The organism is Roseivirga echinicomitans, assembly GCF_001592935.1.
GTDB classification, from domain to species: Bacteria; Bacteroidota; Bacteroidia; order Cytophagales; family Cyclobacteriaceae; genus Roseivirga; species Roseivirga echinicomitans.
On the sequence record NZ_LRDB01000001.1, the window covers coordinates 509,365 to 527,102 of the forward strand.

Consider the following 17,738-nt stretch of genomic DNA (forward strand, 5'->3'; position numbering starts at 1 on the left):
AATGAAGACTAAACTCAATTAGTTAAAGCAGTCAACAGCAGCATTACTTTATAAAACTTGCTTGTGATTTGCCCCTAACATCTTGAGAATATCATCTAGGTACTCTCGTGTGTTAGAAAGCCTAGGCACTTTATTCTGACCACCTAGCTTTCCTCTCCCCTTCATCCATTTATAAAAAGTACCTACTTCGGCTTTATGAACTATCGGGCTGGTTAGGGCCATGTCTTTATAACGCTTAGCGTCATAGTCTGAATTGATTTCACGAAGCGTTTCATCCAAAAACCTTGTGAAGTCTTCGAGGCTGTCGGGTTCCTTTTCAAATTCAACCACCCATTCGTGGGCAGCCTTTTCATCTTGGCTAAAGTATTTTGGAGCGGCCGTAAAGTTGTTAATCAGAGCGCCCGTTTTTTCCGAAGCTACTGCAATTGCCCTTTCTGCGTTTTCAACCACCAACTCTTCACCAAAAGCATTTATATAGTGCTTCGTTCTTCCTGAAATTCGAATTCTATAAGGTGAAACCGAAGTAAATTGAATGGTATCACCGATTTTATACCTCCATAAACCAGCATTCGTAGAAATGAGCAAAGCATAATTCTCGCCTTCTTCAACTTCTTCCAGCCCAATTACCTTGGGCGAATCTTTGTGTATTTCGGCAAAAGGAATGAATTCGTAGAAAATTCCATAATCCAGCATAAGCAACATATCATCAGACCCCATTTCATCCTGAATACCAAAAAAGCCCTCAGAAGCATTATAGGTTTCCATATAGTGCATTCCGCTCGAAGGAATCATTTTCTGAAAAATGTTTTTGTAAGGGCCAAAAGCTACAGCGCCATGAAAGAACACTTCCAGGTTTGGCCAGACATCATGAATATTGTCTGTTCCCTTAAGCTCCATGATTTTCTGAAGCAGAATAATTGTCCATGTCGGTACTCCTGAAATACTCGTCACATTCTCGTCCATGGTCGTTTTGGCCATGATCTCGATTTTAGACTCCCACTCATCCATTAAGGCAATGTCCAGTGCAGGTGTACGAACAAATCTAGTCCAGTAGGGAAGGTTAGACATGATTACTGCCGAAACATCACCATAAAACGATTCTTGACTGCTGTCGAATTGATTCATCTGCTGGCTACCACCAATGGTGAGCCCCTTGCCATCGAACATCCGCGTTTCGGGATTATTATTGCAGTAGATAGAAAGCATGTCCTTGCCTCCTTTAAAGTGGCATTCCTCTAAAGCCTCATATGAAACGGGAATGAATTTGCTCCTGGCATTGGTGGTCCCCGATGATTTGGCAAACCACTTTACATCTGAGGGCCAAAGCAAATTTTGCTCGCCCATCATGTTTCTTTCTATATAGGGGTTGATTTCCTCATAAGAGAAGATGGGAATGTCTCTTCTAAACTGCTCTTGATTTTGAATGTCCGCAAAGCCGTGGGTACGACCGAACTCTGTATTTCTGGCAGTAGTAATCAGCTTCTTGAATAATTCGTCCTGCACCTCTAATGGGTATTTCATGAAAAGGCCGATTTGATACATCCGCTTTTTCATTACCCATGTCAGTATCGAGTTAATTATTGCCACTTATACTTTCCGTTTGAGTTCGAAGTTTTTACCTAGGTATACCTTTCTCACCTGCTCATCCTCTGCCAACTCTTCAGCAGTCCCTGCCTTTAAAAGTTTTCCTTCGAACATAAGGTAGGCTCGGTCGGTAATCGACAGAGTTTCATTCACATTATGGTCTGTGATAAGAATACCGATGTTTTTTTGCTTCAGTTTGAAAACAATGGACTGAATCTCCTCCACGGCAATGGGGTCTACACCAGCAAAGGGTTCATCAAGCAATACAAACTTAGGGTCTACGGATAGTGCCCTAGCAATCTCGGTTCTTCTTCTTTCTCCCCCAGAAAGCACCTGACCTTTGTTTTTTCTTACATGGGTAAGACTGAACTCTTCTAAAAGAGATTCCATCTTTTCCTTCTGTAATTTCTTTGGGAGTTTTGTCATCTCCAGCACCGCCATGATGTTTTCTTCCACGGTAAGCTTTCTGAAAACACTAGGTTCCTGAGCCAAGTATCCAATGCCTAATTTGGCCCTTTTGAACATTGGTAAGGGGGTAATATCTTCATCTTCGAGGTAGACATTTCCCTCATTAGGCTTAATTAACCCAACAATCATATAGAATGTAGTGGTTTTCCCGGCACCATTTGGCCCCAGCAATCCAACGATTTCTCCCTGCTCAACTTGCACAGAAATGTCGTTAACTACTTTTCTTTTTTTATATGTCTTGACGAGATTATCGGCTCTTAATTTCATGATGGAATGGCAAAAATAGAATAATCATTCAAACTTAATATCCTTAATGAAGAGTTGAAGACTCTTATGTCCTCTAAAATCGTTCTCTTCAATGGTATAGGCCATGTGAAATTTCATGCCAGAATTTACCAAATCGTAATATTCTCCCAAACCAAAACCTATGGCATCAATAGAACCGTTTGTTCCCTCTTGTTTTACTGTAAACTTAAGGTGTTGTTCTTTCAGTACTTTGGCGTTTTCGGCATGTACATTTTCAGAAACAAACACAGGCTGCATGTTCTGCGGACCAAATGGCCCCATCTGCTTAAGCGTTTCATAAAACTTGAAATGGATGTCATCAAGAAAAATGACCAAATCAATTTTAATGGCTGGAACAAGTTGGTCTTCGGTGATGGTACTGGCCACCACACTTTCAAATTTTTCTTGGAATGCTTTTACGTTCTCTATCTCCATCGTCACCCCAGCGGCATACATATGTCCGCCATATTGATCGAGTAAGTCGGCACATTCGGTAATGGCATTGTAAACATCAAAACCCATCACTGAGCGCGCTGACCCTGTTACCTTGCCATTCGATTCTGTCAAAATAACCGTTGGGCGATAGTGCTTTTCGATACAGCGAGAAGCCACAATACCAATCACGCCTTTATGCCAATCTTCTTTATACAAAACAGTCGACTTTGCATTTAGCAGCACTTCGTCCGACTGAATCATCAACAGTGCCTCCTCTGTAATTGAGTTGTCGAAATCTCTACGCGCATCATTCTTATCATTAATAAGTGACGCTTTTGCATCTGCATCTTCTTCTGTTTTGGCCAAAAGTAATTTTACAGACGCCCTGGCGTGATCCATTCGTCCAGCAGCATTAATTCTTGGCCCAATACCAAAAACTATGCTGGAAACAGTAAAGTCATTTCTGTTCTTACAAAGATCTACCAGCGCTTTTAAACCTGGCCTGGGGTCTTGGTTCAGCTTTTTTAGTCCAAAATAGGTGAGCACTCGATTTTCCCCTGTAATAGGAACAATATCCGAAGCAATGCTCACCGCCAATAAATCGAGGTACTGTAAAAGGGCGTCTTGGGACATTTCTTTTCTTTGGCAATAGGCCTGTAAAAGCTTAAAACCAACGCCACAACCCGACAGTTCTTTATAGGGATATTTACAGTCCGTTCGCTTTGGGTCCAGCACAGCATAAGCCGTTGGCAATTCATCACCTGGGGTATGGTGGTCACAAATAATAACATCTATACCCGCTGATTGTGCTTGACTAACCCTGTCATGTGCCTTAATACCACAGTCTAATGTAACGATAAGCTGAAAACCGCTCTCGATGGCATATTCGATTCCAGCTTTTGAAACGCCATAGCCTTCTTTATATCTATCCGGAATATAGAACTCAAGCGTATCATGGGTTTCGGAAAGAAAACCATAAAAAGTGGCTACAGAAGTGGTTCCGTCAACATCGTAATCTCCATAAACGAGAATCTTTTCTCCGTTTTCCAAAGCGCTGGAAAGTCTATCCACTGCACGATCCATGTCCTTCATTAGAAAAGGATCATGCAACTGATCTAATTGAGGTCTAAAGTAGGCTTTAGCATCCTCATAATTTCTAATTCCTTTTTGCGCAAAAAGAAAAGCTAGATTTTCACTTATTCCGAGGTTTTCTTGAAGCGACTGTACCAGTTCACCATCTGTTTCTTCATTAAGTAACCACCTCTTTTGCATGTATAAAAATAGTAAATATTGAACCTAAAAGGGTATAAAAAAGCAGTGCTTTATTAATAAAGCACTGCTAAATTTCTAATGTCATAAGAGTTTACTTCGTTTTCTCTGCGGTTGGAAGAACGTCTTTGAGTGGAACTCTTTTACCATCTTTATATGGGACGATCCAAGCGTCTTCAACCCCCATTTCTCTCAAATATCTTTTAAGGACATTAGCATCTTCGTAATTTCTAAAATTACCAATTACATACTTTCTAAGTTCTTCCCCTTCTTCAGCAAAGTCCTTGGCCGTATCTGCATATTTTTTTAAATCTACCTTTCTGAAAGCACCCACTTGGACTTTGAACACAACACCCACACTAAAATCCTCCCCGTTGATGATCTCTGGGTTGTATGCTGGACGACTGTCAATTTGAGCCTTTAGGTTCTCTACTTCCTTTTGAGACGCTTGATAAGATGCTTGCATTCTGGCCACCTGTTTCTGCAAATCACCAATCTGGCCATCTTTACCACTCAATTGGGTTTCAAGCGTTTGAATATCACTCAAAGCTCCCGCATTGGAGGTTTTCAATTTACGATGTTCCTCAGAAAGTGTCTTGAAGTCTTCCGGAGACATCGACTTTTTCATTTTCTTCCAAACCTTCATTTCTTGTTTGAAGGCCTTCTTTTCGGCCTTGGTCATTTCTTGACCAATGGCGGCTGAGGCAATAAAGATGCCTAGTAAAAGCGTGAAAAATACTCTAGAAGCTTTCATCTTATCTTTGTTTTATTTGAGTGAAACCCATTAAATGACAAATTATAACTTTAATGTCAGCTTTTCAAACTTCCGATCATATCTTCTGGCCTTACCCATTCGTCAAACTCTTCGGCTGTTAAGTAGCCCAAATTAATAGCTTCTTGCTTTAATGTAGTTCCATTTTCGTGAGCGGTTTTCGCTATTTTAGCTGCCTTTTCATACCCTATTTTGGTATTCAAAGCGGTAACCAACATCAATGAATTGTTCACGTGTTGCTGAATGCTTTTATAATTAGGCTCAATCCCAACAGCGCAGTTTTCAGTGAAAGAAACGCAGGCATCTCCAATTAAACGTGCAGACTGCAATACATTGTATGCCATCATTGGCTTAAAAACATTCAACTCATAATGGCCTTGCGCACCACCTACTGAAACCGCAACATCATTACCCATTACCTGAGCACAAACCATTGTCATGGCTTCGCACTGCGTTGGATTTACTTTGCCCGGCATAATAGAAGACCCTGGTTCGTTTGAAGGAATGATGATTTCACCTATTCCGGAACGAGGGCCTGAAGCCAACATTCTAATGTCGTTGGCAATTTTGTTTAAAGAAACTGACATCTGCTTGAGTGCTCCGTGGGTTTCTACCAATGCATCGTGGGCTGCTAATGCTTCGAATTTATTTTCAGCAGTAATAAAAGGATGCCCAGTGAACTCAGCAATTTTCTCAGCTACTAATTCAGAATAGCCTTCTGGCGTATTAATACCCGTTCCTACTGCGGTACCACCCAAAGCCAGTTCTGAAAGGTGTTCTAAAGTATTTCTCAAGGCTTTTAAGCCATGGTTTAATTGAGAAACATAGCCCGAAAATTCTTGTCCTAAAGTAAGTGGTGTGGCGTCCATTAAGTGCGTACGACCAATTTTCACCACCTTCATAAACTCTTGAGATTTGGCCTGAAGCGTATCTCTCAACATTTCCACCCCTGGAATAGTGGTTTCAACAATCATTTTGTAGGCTGCTATGTGCATGCCTGTTGGATAAGTGTCGTTAGACGACTGCGACTTGTTCACATCGTCATTCGGGTGAACCTCTGTTTTGCCTTCACCTAATTTATGACCAGCAATTACATGTGCTCTATTGGCCACTACCTCGTTCACATTCATATTTGATTGCGTGCCCGAACCCGTTTGCCAAATCACCAATGGAAATTGGTCATCATGCTTTCCTTCTAAAATCTCATCACAAACTTTTGAAATAAGGTCACGCTTTTCTACCGCTAAAACACCCAAAGCGTGGTTGGTATGGGCTGCCGCTTTTTTAAGGTAGGCAAAACCATATACTACTTCAAGCGGCATACTGGCTTCTGGTCCAATTTTGAAGTTGTTTCTAGAGCGTTCCGTTTGGGCTCCCCAATACTTGTCTGCAGGAACTTTAACGTCCCCCATGGTATCCTTTTCTATTCTATATTCCATGTGATGAGATTTTATTCAATTCAAAATTAGGCAATGAAGCACTAGTTAGAAAGTAATTCGGTCATGTTATTCACCGATTATTTAAAACTGCTGAATGTAGTGGTCGAAAACATTGTGCGTTTACCGAGTTCAGGCGTTCGTTCACCGAATTCCGCCAACAAAAATGGCCTAATCCCACGTACATTTGAATGTGTTTCAAGCCCAAAGGTCAAAAAACATCGGTCAATTCAACAACAACAATTACTCAAAACAACAACCACAGCAGGCAGAAACTTTTCTGCCTGCATTTAACCAAAAAAATTATGTCACAATCAGCTAGTAAACGGTATATAGTAGGAGCATTATTTCTTGTCATCGGTTCGCTTTGGACTTTAGATAATATTGATGTCCTCAATATTCGTCTTCCTTGGTACTTTACCGAATGGTATTCAATTATGATCCTCATCGGTATTTTAATTGCCACGGTGAGAGAAAAAGTCGGATTAGGCTTAACGTTTGTAGCCATCGGAGCTGCCTTCCTAATTAGGGATGTATACTATCTTGACTTTAGAGACATCTTCGAATTCTGGCCAGTGATCTTCATCATTATAGGTGGGTCGCTTCTTTTCAGAAGAGGTATGGATAAAGACGGTTCTAGTGAAAAAAAAAATACTGAATCAGAAATAGATGGCATAGACGAAATCGCCATTTTCTGTGGAGCAGAAAGAAAAGTTACCTCGAAACAGTTTAGGGGAGGAAAGTTGACTACGATATTCGGAGGCACTGATATAAATCTTCTAAACGCAGAACTTGCCAGCGGCACGAATATTTTGGATGTATTTGTATTGTTCGGTGGAACCGAAATTAGAGTTCCGTCCGACATGAATGTGAAAGTACAGGTAACTGCCATTTTCGGAGGCTTTTCAGACGAAAGAAAAGTGATCACTGAAAATGAAGCCAACAACGGAAAAGAACTAGTAGTAAAAGGATTGGTGCTTTTTGGTGGAGGCGAGGTAAAGTAAAAACGGTAGCTTAAATCTAGAGTATTGAGATAGAGTTGGTCGCTCTTGTTTCAATACTCTTTTTCTTTTTTTGCCAAAGCCTTAGAAGAAATCACTAATTTTCCTTTCGTTTAGATTTTTATGAACCACCCCTTTCTAAAGAACAAAGGCATCATTTTTTATACCGCAGTATGGCTGTTTGTTGCCATTCTGTTTGGGCTCAGTCTTGGCTATTTTTACGATTTCAGTACTAAAGAAGCGAACATTGATAGCTTCATTTTTAATGGTACTTTCTATGGGTTGGGCTTGGCCTTTTGGTTCGTAGTACGGTATAATTCCTTCGATTCTTCTCAAATCCTAAATCTTATCGTAAGTCATTTGGCTGCCGCTGCACTCTCTGTAGCCGCAGGTGTTTTTATCACTGTTACCATTTTGAAAAACGTATTGCCTCAGACTGAAGAGTCATTAATTTACCTGAATAGCTCAGTTGTTTGGCGAGCAGGCTTGGGCTTACTTTACTATGCAGTGCTTATTTTAGTATATCACCTCATAAAATATTACGATGACTTAAGGGATAGAGGTCAACAACAAGCCCAGTTAGAAACGATGCTCAAGGAGTCGGAATTGGAGATGCTGAAATCTCAAATCAATCCGCATTTCATTTTCAACAGTCTTAATTCGGTTGCCTCGCTCACCATTACCGCCCCAAACCAAGCGCGCGAAATGGTGGTGAAACTCTCTGATTTTTTACGCTATTCTTTGGGAAAAGAAAACCATCAGCTAAACACTTTGGAAGAAGAAATGGCCAACCTGATGCTCTACCTAGAAATAGAGAAAGTTCGTTTTGGAGATCGCTTGAAAGTAGAAACCCAAATTGACATTGACGCTTTAAACTTCACTTTGCCCAACCTGATATTACAGCCTTTAATTGAAAACGCTGTTAAGCATGGCATTTACGAAAGCTTGGAAGATGTGACCATTCGAGTAAAGGCAAAAACCGAAAACGATATTCTTCGCCTTTATATGACCAACGAGTTCGACCCAAAAGCCGTGAGCAAAAAAGGTAAGGGTATTGGACTTAAAAATGTGCGAGAACGTTTGCGCGTCATTTATGGTGTGCCGAAATTGGTGTTTACCGAAACCAACGAAAATCTATTTACCGTCCGTTTGGACATTCCCCAACCCAGCGAAAAATGATCAAAGCCATAATAGTTGACGATGAAAAATTAGCCCGCGATATCATCAAGGCCTATTTGCAAAACTTTGCTCAAGTGGAATTGATTGCTGAATGTGGTGATGGTTTTCAAGGCCTAAAGGCCATTCAGGAGCATCGGCCCGATTTACTTTTTCTGGACATTCAGATGCCAAAAATCACGGGTTTCGAAATGCTGGAATTAATTGAAAACCCTCCAGTGGTCATCTTCAGCACCGCTTTCGATCAATATGCGATCAAAGCTTTTGAATTGAATGCCACCGACTATTTGCTAAAACCTTATGCCGAAGAGCGCTTTAAAGGAGCGGTTCAAAAAGCGATTGATAAAATTCAAACCAAAACTTCGGCCCAAAAAGAAATTGAGACCTTGACGGAAAAACGCGAAGAGCTTTCGGAAGGTATTGATCGATTGGTGGTAAAGACTGGAAACAAAATCCATATCCTAGACTTGGATCAAATTGCGCATTTCGAGGCGCAAGATGATTACGTAGCCATTCATTCAGACCAAGGTAAGTTTTTGAAATTGATGCGAATGAAGCACCTCGAAGATAACCTACCCACTGGTGATTTTATTCGTGTGCATCGTTCTCACATCGTCTCCATTAAGCACATTGAAAAACTGGAGCTCTACGAAAAGGACTCTTATTTACTCAGCCTAAAAACGGGGTCACAATTGCCCGTAAGCCGCAGCGGACACAGTAAGTTGAAAGAGGTGTTGAAGTACTGAACTGTTTGTGTGTTGGAGTGTTGAGATGTTGATGTGCCGCTTTAAGCCAACCTATTTCAGGACGAGACAAACCCAGCACTAGATTTAACCTTCAACTACTTAACCCATACAGACTTCCGCTAAAAATTATTACCCTCATAAGTAATCCCTCCTTTCTCTTGCGCCCGAAGCCTCAGCGAAGGAGGGTTGGGAGGTGAACAACCTAAGTATACCTTTCAAAATCGGGTTTCAAACAAAAACCCCTTCCAATTTCTTGAAAGGGGTTCAAATATCTTTTTAAGTGAATTAGGCTTACCAGCTTCCGCCAGATCCGCCACCTCCGAAGCTTCCGCCTCCGAAACCGCCAAAGCCGCCTCCACCACCGAAGCCAGAACCGCCTCCAAATGAGCCTCCGCCTCCACGGAAATTATCCCATTTGTCGTTATGGCTTCCACCTCCGCTACCCATCATAAGCCAAGCCCACCATGGAATACCTCGCGATCCATGACTATTTCCTCTCCTTTTCCCAACCAAAGCCGGAATGATAAAGAAGAAAACAATGAACAGGGTGAAGAATGGAAATCTTCCACCGCCATCACCAGTTCTTCCGCTTGCTACATCATCTGAAGTATATTCACCAGAAGCCAGTTTGAAAATAACCGTAGTGGCATCGTCCAAGCCTTTATAGAAATTACCTTCCTTAAAACGTGGATTCATGTAATCCTCTCGAATGGTATAGGTTGCAGCATCGGTAATGGAACCCTCCATACCGTAACCCGTTACGATGGCCGCTTTTCTATCATTAATGGATACAACTATAAAGATCCCATTATCTTTATTCGCTTGGCCAACACCCCATTTTTCGGCTGTTTGCTGTGCGAAATCTACTACCTCATATCCATCAAGTGATTCTACAATAAGAATTGACACTTGGGTCGAAGTAGTATCCTCATAATTCAACAGTTTTTGCTCAAGCGTATTCGCTTCAGCAGGCGATAAGGTTGTGCCTGTAAAGTCATTCACCAATCGCTTTTGGCTAGGCTTTTCTGGAATTCCCTGCGCAAAAGCAAGTGCTTGGCTGAAGATTAAGGCTATGGTAAGTAAGTATCGCATATTAGTTTTTTCCGAATGAGATGTCGTCTGACAGTTCGTTTTTGTCGTCCTTTTGGTAAGGGAAATACTCTTTTAGCTTTTCTCCCGCACAGAGGATTCCTTCTACCAAACCTGTAGTAAGATTCCCGTTTTTGAAATGGGCCAACATTTTATCCTTGGTGGTATCCCAAAAATCATCACCCACTTTTTGGTTAATGCCGGCATCACCAATAATGGCAAAGCGGTGATCTTTCACCGCCATGTAAATCAATACGCCATTTCTAGCATCCGTTTTATGCATTTCCAATTTGGAAAACATTTGTGATGCCCTATCGAGTACATTCTCTGTTTTACAGTGGTTTTCCAAATGTACCCGAACCTCTCCGCTGGTGTTCAATTCAGCTTCCTGAATTGCTGCTTTGATTCGTTTTTTCTGGTCGCTACTGAATAAATCCTCGGCCATTAGTCAAAAGTTACTTCTGGTGCTACATCAGACCCTGGGTTCGCTTCAAAGTATCCTTTATTCTCAAAACCGAACATACCCGCAATGATGTTTTTAGGGAAGGTTTTGATAAAGGTATTGTATCCTTGAACCGCAGTGTTGAAATTTCTTCTTTCTACAGAAATTCTATTTTCTGTGCCTTCCAACTGAACTTGAAGTTGGCTAAACTGTGTGCTGGCCTTTAAGTCAGGGTAGCGTTCTACAGTCACCAAAAGTCTGCTCAAAGCTGAACTCACGCCTTGTTGTGCTTGCTCAAATTGGGCAATAGCATCAGGGCTTAAGTTTTCTGGGTTGATACTTACCGAAGTAGCTTTGGCCCTCGCTTCAATAACACCTGTTAAGGTTTCTTGCTCAAAATCGGCATAGCCTTTTACAGTGTTTACTAAGTTGGGGATAAGGTCCGATCTTCTTTGGTATTGGTTTTCAACTTGCGCCCAAGCACCACTGATGCTTTCTTCGCGTTGAACCATTCCGTTGTAAGATCCTTTAAAAGTAGAGTAACCGATGATAACCACAAGGGCAACCACGATTAAAACAATCCATTTCGTTTTCATAATTTTTAGTGCTTTAGATTAAAGTACGTTCTTAGGCCTACAAGATATATGCTAACTTTGTTTTCGGACAATATGGCTGATAAACGTAACTAAATGGACAATGAATCTTTCAGGCGACACGCCCACAGCCTTGTGGACTGGATGGCCGATTACCTACAAAACGTAGAAGAATATCCTGTTTTACCAGATGTAAAGCCGGGCGATATAAAAAAGCAGTTTCCAAAACTCCCTCCTGAGCAGTCGGAGCAGTTTGAGGCCATTTTTGCCGATTTCAAGCAACAAATTGTGCCAGGAATGACCCACTGGGAGAGCCCCAACTTTATGGCTTACTTCCCTGGCAATAAAAGTATGCCTTCCATTTTAGGCGAAATGCTCACTGCTACTTTGGGTGCGCAATGCATGATTTGGCTTACCTCGCCAGCGGCAGCCGAGCTAGAAGAACAAATGATGGAGTGGATGAAAGAAATGCTGGCCTTGCCAAAGCATTTTACGGGTGTAATTCAAGATACCGCTTCTACTGCCACGCTTTGCGCCATACTAACTGCGCGCGAAAAATCTTCAGGTTATAAAGTGAATGAAGAGGGTTTCTCTGGAACGGAGAAATATATAGTGTACGCCTCAAACCAAATCCATTCTTCCATTGATAAGGCAGTCAAAATTGCAGGCATAGGCTCGAATAACCTTCGCAAAGTGAACGTAGATGAGGCCTTTGCTTTAGACCCTGCGCATTTAGAAGCGTTGATCAAGAAAGATATTGCTGAAGGAAGAAAGCCACTTTGTGTAGTATCTGCCATAGGCACCACCAGCACAACCGCCATCGACCCAATTATGGCCATTAGCAAAATTTGCCAGAAATATGATATTTGGCATCATGTAGATGCGGCTTATGCGGGCACTGCGTTAGTCTTGCCCGAAATGCGCTGGATGGCAGAGGGTGTTGAATTGGCCGATTCCTTCGTTTTCAACCCACATAAATGGATGTTCACCAATTTTGACTGCACGGCTTATTACGTCAAAGATCCACGTGCTTTAATCAACACGTTCTCCATTTCGCCCGATTACTTAAAAACTTCGGTTGACGATGAAGTGAAAAATTACCGCGATTGGGGCGTGCCTTTAGGTAGAAGATTCAGGGCACTTAAACTCTGGTTTGTGATTCGTGAAATGGGTGTTGAAGGTATTCAAGCCAAAATCAGAAAACACATTGCACTTGGTCAATGGCTGAAAGCTGAAATTGAAAAACATCCAGATTTTGAGCTTTTAGCGCCAGTTCCACTGAATACGCTTTGCTTTAGATTCGCTCCAAATATTAGCGAGGACAAACTGGATGGCTTGAATGAAGAAATAATGAATAGAGTGAATGCTACTGGAAAGCTCTTCTTTGCTCAAACCAAGTTGAACAACAAGTTTTCGCTAAGGTTGGCTTTTGGAAATACAAATCTAGAAGCCAAACACGTTGAAAACGCTTGGGCTTTAATTCAAGAAAAAGCAAAAGAGGTGTTGGCTAGTTACAACTAGCCAAAAGCATGTGATTAAGAATCAATCAAAAGATTGACTGATCAAATAAAAGAAAAGGGAGGAGGAAAAGCTTAGTGCTCTTCTTCTTTCTTCTTCTTTCCTTTAAAAATCGCATCGTGCTGGCTTAAAGCAGCAACAAAGCCAATAAGAATTACAACAATCCAAATAAAGGTGTTTGCGCCAGATGCAATTGGTGGGTCGAATAACATAGTTTCTTCTTTTATTTCGGAGGGCAAAGATAAATCAAAATGCCAATGTTAAGAAACTGTTCACGAATTTTTAACAGCCTTGTAACATTCTCTTCGTTTTTGAGATAAAAATGTAATATAAACTTAACTAAATAAAGGACCGTTCAAAGGGCTGATCGTTCTAGTTTTACGTAAGAATTGGAATCAAAATGAAAAACACACTCCGCGAAGAGCGAAAGCGAAAAAAGATAACTCAGGAACAACTGGCCGGCCTTGCGGGAGTATCTCGACAAAGCATTAACGCCATAGAGCGAGGTAAGTACACTCCTTCGACCACGCTCGCCCTTAAAATTTCTGAGATTTTCAATACTACGGTAAACCGTTTGTTCGAACTTGAACCGATGGATTACCAAGCGAAATAGTTAGACCATACTGTCTTGGGTCATTTTTTCAGAGGCCTCAGCCATTCTTAGTCGCTCTACAAACTCTCCAATTTCTCCATCCATTACTGTGGGTAAATTGTGCTGAGAATAACCAATTCGGTGATCTGTTACACGACCCTGAGGATAATTATAGGTTCTAATTTTATCAGATCTATCTGCACTTCCTACCAAAGACTTACGCTTTCCAGCTTGTTCCGCTTCCTGCTTCTTCAGCTCAATATCATACATCCGAGAACGCAAAACACTCAATGCTTTGTCGAAGTTTTTATGTTGTGAACGCCCATCTTGACACTCCACCACAATTCCAGTTGGAAGGTGTGTTAATCGAACTGCCGATTCCGTTTTGTTTACGTGCTGACCACCAGCGCCTGAAGAACGGTAAGTATCCTTTCGAACATCCTTCATATCGAGGTTGACATCGATATCTTCTACTTCAGGCAAAACTGCCACCGAAGCGGCTGAGGTATGTACTCGTCCTTGAGATTCGGTTACAGGAACTCGCTGCACACGGTGAACACCCGATTCAAATTTTAATGCTCCGTAAACATCTTCGCCCGAAACCCCGAAAGTAATTTCTTTAAAACCACCCGATGAAGCCTCGTTGATATTGATCAAATCCTTCTTCCAGCCTTTATTTTCAATATAGCGATCATACATACGGTATAAATCGCCTGCAAAAATTGCCGCTTCATCTCCACCAGCTCCTGCTCTAATTTCTACAATTACATCTTTAGAATCATCTGGATCTTTCGGGATAAGCATTACTTTCAGCTCTTCTTCAATCTCCTCTTTTCGTTCGGCCAGTTCATTAATTTCCATTTTGGCCATCTCACGAAACTCCTCGTCCTTTTCGGTTTTCAGAAGTTCTTTAGACGATTCTATATTTTCAGTCACGTTGACATATTCGTCATAGACAATCACAATCTTCTCTAGGTCCTTGTATTCCTTGTTCAGCTTAGAGTAATGCTTCATGTCTGTCATGGCATCAGGCTGTAAAAGGAGCTGACCTACTTCTTCGAATCTTGCTTTAAGTGTCTCTAGCTTGTCAATCATATTATGCGAATTAATACACAAAATTAACAAACAATTGACAAGGCTGTTAATTTTACACCCAACTGAGTAAATATTTTATTTTATGAAAAAGCTAAGCATCGTAATTCTCGCTCTTTTCGCTTTCAATTGTTCCAACCAGAAGGTGGATACCAAAAAAGCACTTCAAGATATGAAAAGCCAAGAGATTCAGATCGTTTCTGATGCTGAAATTATTGAAACCGCAATGGCCATGGGCGATAGTCTTTCCGCCACCTTAAGCTTTACGATGGACGGTGAAAAAATAATCTTAACCTCCATAGAAAATAAAATTGCTGAAGTAGTTGGCTTAGCTTTTAACAAAGAAAACACGTTAAAAGGGAAAGAAAAGGCCATTTACGAAGCCTATCAATACAACAGTCAAAACGACATTAAATCACCTGCGAACGTACAGTTTTTAGAAGACACTCACTTTGTGCTTTACACTTCTTCCATGGTGGCGGAAGGCCAAGAAGTTGGAATGTGGTTGATAAAAATTCCGAGGAAAACCATTGTCTTGGGTGTGGCCAAATAGCTTCTACTTCCCAGATAAAGCCTCATATCGAAAGCAATCTTGGGTGTGATCCATTACCAAACCGCAGGCCTGCATGTAAGCGTACATAATTGTGCTGCCGACAAATTTAAAGCCTCGCTTCTTTAAATCTTTGCTCAGCGCATCCGACTCAGGAGTAGTGGCAGGCACTTGCTTCATGCTTTCCCTAGCATTCACAATGGGCCTTCCACCCACAAAGGACCAAATGTATTTGTCGAAAGAGCCGAACTCCCTTTGTACCTCTATAAATTTCTGCGCGTTGATTATTGCCCCAGCCACCTTCATCCGGTTGCGAACAATAGCAGGATTCTGAAGCATAATTTCAACCTCGTCTGGGGCAAACTGCGCAACGGCCTCCACATTAAAATCGGCAAACAGCTGACGATACCCCTCTCGTTTCTTAAGAATGGTTGACCAACTTAAACCCGCTTGTGCGCCTTCTAGAATCAAAAATTCGAAATGGGTTTTATCGTCATGCACAGGCACGCCCCATTCCTCATCGTGGTATGTCTCATAAAGTTCGAAGGTGTTTTCGCACCAAGTGCAGCGTTTTTTCATGCTATGAAATTAAGGAATATTAATCTGAATTTAAGCTAGTTTTAATACGAGTGTTATAGGTTCGAAGAAATTTAAGATCATGACAGCACGATTCATAATTTCATCTTTCATCATGTTTCTAGTGATTTTTCCAATGAAAAGTCAAACAGTACCTAAAGAACAAGTTGAGCAACTCAAAAGATTAGGGAGAACAAATGATCATATAGAAAAAGTATACAAAGGTGAAATCATCAAATTACTCTTTGGAAAATTTGAATATGGAGGATCTTTCGATGGAGTTGTTTTTAGAACACAAAACGGGAAAGTAATCCTTGCTCGTTTATCACCCATATTTGGTACTGATATAAAGCCTTACTTGGTACTGAATGAAACTGTGGAGATGACCATCATAGGTGACGAATTATTACTGGAAGAAATGATCTATAAGGATGACTACATCAAAAAATTAGAAAAAGAATTGAAAGGCCCAATCCAAGGGTTAGGAAACATTAAGCGCTTAACTAGCTCAAATGGCACCTTTGAACTAGGTAAAATTGATAAGGAATATGTCAATGATTTATACGGCTCTCCGATGACTACAGTAATTAATGTGAATGTCCTAGACAGAAAAAAACTTGACAAGAATAAAGGAATGCTGATCTTAGAAAATGGAGACACTTTAGTTCTTGCCATTGACTCTAAGGATGATGAGCCGCTAAATTCAAAGAAAATATCTTACCTCAAATTTGAAAAAGGCGGTGAAAACGGCAGATATTATAAAGGTAAGAGCACATATAAACTTTATCATGGAGAGATTAATTCTCATGATATTTTGATTTACACTCCCTTTGCATTCAACTCTTCATTATTAGAAACCCTAAAGGTCAAACCTGTTGAGTTTGTCTCTGACGACTCTGGATTGGTTACAGGAATCGAAGCAAAGTCGAAAAAATACGGACTTCAGGTTTATTCCTTTAACTCTAAGGATGCACGCAAAATCTCTCAAAGCTTTAATGTAAAAGATGGAGATAGTTTGAATTTTCATTTCAGCGTACTTGGCAAAAACTACCATTTAAAAGCTATAGAAAGGAATGAAAATGAACTGATTTTAACCAGTCGTTTTGAAACAAGAACCGAAGAGGATTATATTCAGCAAAACGAACCTATTGAAGGAACTGTGAATAAAATATTCTATGCCAAAAAGAATGTTAAGTCCTCATTCAGGGGGCTATTAATGAACGACAGTATTTATGTTAAAGTGAACAGCTCGATGGCCATTTCAATAGCCAAATTGATAAAAGAGGGAAAGCCCGTTAAAATTGAAGGCTGGAAAAGAAAAGAACTAGATTCCGAAATCAACATGTTAGGCTATACCATTTTTATCCCTTCAAAAATCACTGTAAATGGAAAAACCTTCACTACCAAAGTAAACCTTACTCGCTCATTATGAAAATTCTCTTAATAGAAGACGAAGTTAAGCTGGGTAATTTTTTAGTAAAAGGCTTAGAAGAAGAAGGCTATTCTGTTGCGCATGAAACCAATGGAAGCGAAGCATTAGAAACGGCAGCCACCAACGATTTCGACCTGATTCTTTTAGACATTATGCTGCCTGGGCAAAGTGGTTTTGAAGTATTGAAAAACATGCGTGAATTTTCTATTCATACGCCCATCATTTTTATGAGTGCTTTAAATGAAAGTGAACACGTAATCAAGGGGCTTGATTTAGGCGCCATTGACTACATCAAAAAACCCTTCGATTTTGAAGAGTTAAAAGCCAGGGTAAGAAATGTGCAAAGGAAATTCGGCTCAACACGGGCTTCAATTCTTCAGGTAAAAGACCTTAAAGTAGATTTGATCAAGCGCGAAGTAACCCGGGCCGATCAATTAATAGAGTTAAGTAAGCGAGAGTTCTCTATCTTAGAACTGCTGTTGAGCAACACCAATCGCGTGCTCTCCAAATCAGAGATTACCCAGAAAATCTGGAACATTAATTTCGATCGAGGAAGCAATGTAGTTGAAGTGCATATGCATCAGCTCAGAAAAAAAATAGATTTTGAATTTGAGCCCAAGTTGATTGAAACCCAAGTAGGTTACGGCTATAAAATTCAAGGTGAACTCGTAAAAAGTTAAGC

Annotated in this window: 19 protein-coding genes; 8 read left to right on the forward strand and 11 right to left on the reverse strand. The window is 40.8% G+C overall.

The window, feature by feature from the left end:
• Positions 1-48: 48 nt before the first annotated feature.
• The 5 genes from AWN68_RS02200 to fumC form a co-directional block, all read right to left on the reverse strand.
• The gene (locus AWN68_RS02200) at positions 49-1,554 is read right to left on the reverse strand and encodes a GH3 auxin-responsive promoter family protein (RefSeq protein WP_245657936.1); all 1,506 of its coding nucleotides are present in this window, start codon (positions 1,552-1,554) and stop codon (positions 49-51) included.
• 33 nt (positions 1,555-1,587) lie between these two features.
• A complete protein-coding gene (lptB, locus tag AWN68_RS02205; RefSeq protein WP_068410816.1) occupies positions 1,588-2,319 on the reverse strand; it encodes an LPS export ABC transporter ATP-binding protein in 732 nt (243 codons plus the stop codon).
• Positions 2,320-2,343: 24 nt separating this feature from the next.
• Positions 2,344-4,044 carry a single-stranded-DNA-specific exonuclease RecJ gene (recJ, locus tag AWN68_RS02210; RefSeq protein ID WP_068410818.1) on the reverse strand — a complete coding sequence of 567 codons (1,701 nt, stop codon included), beginning with the start codon at positions 4,042-4,044 and terminating at the stop codon, positions 2,344-2,346.
• A gap of 91 nt (positions 4,045-4,135) precedes the next feature.
• Positions 4,136-4,795 carry a hypothetical protein gene (locus tag AWN68_RS02215; protein WP_068410821.1) on the reverse strand — a complete coding sequence of 220 codons (660 nt, stop codon included), beginning with the start codon at positions 4,793-4,795 and terminating at the stop codon, positions 4,136-4,138.
• Positions 4,796-4,851: 56 nt separating this feature from the next.
• Entirely contained in the window at positions 4,852-6,252 is a 1,401-nt protein-coding gene (fumC, locus tag AWN68_RS02220) for a class II fumarate hydratase (protein WP_068410824.1), read from the reverse strand.
• A 302-nt stretch (positions 6,253-6,554) separates the two neighbouring features.
• Between fumC and AWN68_RS02225 the strand changes: the two genes are divergently transcribed.
• The 3 genes from AWN68_RS02225 to AWN68_RS02235 all read left to right on the forward strand — a co-directional run bounded on the left by AWN68_RS02225 (position 6,555) and on the right by AWN68_RS02235 (position 9,172).
• A complete protein-coding gene (locus tag AWN68_RS02225) occupies positions 6,555-7,253 on the forward strand; it encodes a LiaF transmembrane domain-containing protein (RefSeq protein WP_068410827.1) in 699 nt (232 codons plus the stop codon).
• A gap of 120 nt (positions 7,254-7,373) precedes the next feature.
• Complete coding sequence (locus tag AWN68_RS02230; protein WP_068410830.1) at positions 7,374-8,429, forward strand: sensor histidine kinase; 1,056 nt, start codon at positions 7,374-7,376, stop codon at positions 8,427-8,429.
• A complete protein-coding gene (locus AWN68_RS02235; RefSeq protein ID WP_068410833.1) occupies positions 8,426-9,172 on the forward strand; it encodes a LytR/AlgR family response regulator transcription factor in 747 nt (248 codons plus the stop codon). Before AWN68_RS02230 ends, AWN68_RS02235 begins: the two co-directional genes overlap by 4 nt.
• 291 nt (positions 9,173-9,463) lie before the next feature.
• On the opposite strand, the gene AWN68_RS02240 is transcribed toward AWN68_RS02235, so the two are convergent.
• The 3 genes from AWN68_RS02240 to AWN68_RS02250 are packed head-to-tail and all read right to left on the reverse strand — an operon-like array spanning position 9,464 to position 11,299.
• On the reverse strand, positions 9,464-10,264 hold the full coding sequence (locus AWN68_RS02240; protein ID WP_068410836.1) for a TPM domain-containing protein: 801 nt from the start codon (positions 10,262-10,264) through the stop codon (positions 9,464-9,466).
• A 1-nt stretch (position 10,265) separates the two neighbouring features.
• On the reverse strand, positions 10,266-10,706 hold the full coding sequence (locus AWN68_RS02245) for a TPM domain-containing protein (RefSeq protein WP_068410838.1): 441 nt from the start codon (positions 10,704-10,706) through the stop codon (positions 10,266-10,268).
• On the reverse strand, positions 10,706-11,299 hold the full coding sequence (locus AWN68_RS02250) for a LemA family protein (RefSeq protein ID WP_068410841.1): 594 nt from the start codon (positions 11,297-11,299) through the stop codon (positions 10,706-10,708). The genes AWN68_RS02245 and AWN68_RS02250 overlap by 1 nt, the downstream gene beginning before the upstream one ends.
• A gap of 93 nt (positions 11,300-11,392) precedes the next feature.
• Here AWN68_RS02250 and AWN68_RS02255 point away from each other — a divergent pair, with 93 nt between their 5' ends.
• Positions 11,393-12,817 (forward strand): pyridoxal phosphate-dependent decarboxylase family protein, encoded by a 1,425-nt coding sequence (locus AWN68_RS02255; protein ID WP_068410845.1) that lies wholly within the window; start codon positions 11,393-11,395, stop codon positions 12,815-12,817.
• Between the two features lie 71 nt (positions 12,818-12,888).
• On the opposite strand, the gene AWN68_RS18935 is transcribed toward AWN68_RS02255, so the two are convergent.
• On the reverse strand, positions 12,889-13,026 hold the full coding sequence (locus tag AWN68_RS18935; protein WP_157716040.1) for a hypothetical protein: 138 nt from the start codon (positions 13,024-13,026) through the stop codon (positions 12,889-12,891).
• A gap of 188 nt (positions 13,027-13,214) precedes the next feature.
• Here AWN68_RS18935 and AWN68_RS02260 point away from each other — a divergent pair, with 188 nt between their 5' ends.
• Positions 13,215-13,427, forward strand: coding sequence for a helix-turn-helix transcriptional regulator (locus tag AWN68_RS02260; RefSeq protein WP_068410847.1), 213 nt, complete (start codon positions 13,215-13,217; stop codon positions 13,425-13,427).
• Here the strand turns inward: AWN68_RS02260 and prfA are convergent, their stop codons facing one another.
• Entirely contained in the window at positions 13,428-14,501 is a 1,074-nt protein-coding gene (prfA, locus tag AWN68_RS02265; protein WP_068410851.1) for a peptide chain release factor 1, read from the reverse strand. It abuts the gene before it with no gap.
• An 82-nt stretch (positions 14,502-14,583) separates the two neighbouring features.
• On the opposite strand from prfA, the gene AWN68_RS02270 reads away from it, so the two are divergent.
• A complete protein-coding gene (locus AWN68_RS02270; RefSeq protein ID WP_068410854.1) occupies positions 14,584-15,051 on the forward strand; it encodes a hypothetical protein in 468 nt (155 codons plus the stop codon).
• 3 nt (positions 15,052-15,054) lie between these two features.
• Here the strand turns inward: AWN68_RS02270 and AWN68_RS02275 are convergent, their stop codons facing one another.
• Positions 15,055-15,627 carry a DNA-3-methyladenine glycosylase I gene (locus tag AWN68_RS02275; RefSeq protein ID WP_068410857.1) on the reverse strand — a complete coding sequence of 191 codons (573 nt, stop codon included), beginning with the start codon at positions 15,625-15,627 and terminating at the stop codon, positions 15,055-15,057.
• 79 nt (positions 15,628-15,706) lie between these two features.
• On the opposite strand from AWN68_RS02275, the gene AWN68_RS02280 reads away from it, so the two are divergent.
• Positions 15,707-17,056 (forward strand): hypothetical protein, encoded by a 1,350-nt coding sequence (locus AWN68_RS02280; RefSeq protein WP_068410860.1) that lies wholly within the window; start codon positions 15,707-15,709, stop codon positions 17,054-17,056.
• Positions 17,053-17,736, forward strand: a complete 684-nt coding sequence (locus AWN68_RS02285) for a response regulator transcription factor (protein WP_068410863.1) — start codon at positions 17,053-17,055, stop codon at positions 17,734-17,736. Before AWN68_RS02280 ends, AWN68_RS02285 begins: the two co-directional genes overlap by 4 nt.
• The last annotated feature ends 2 nt before the right edge of the window (positions 17,737-17,738 follow it).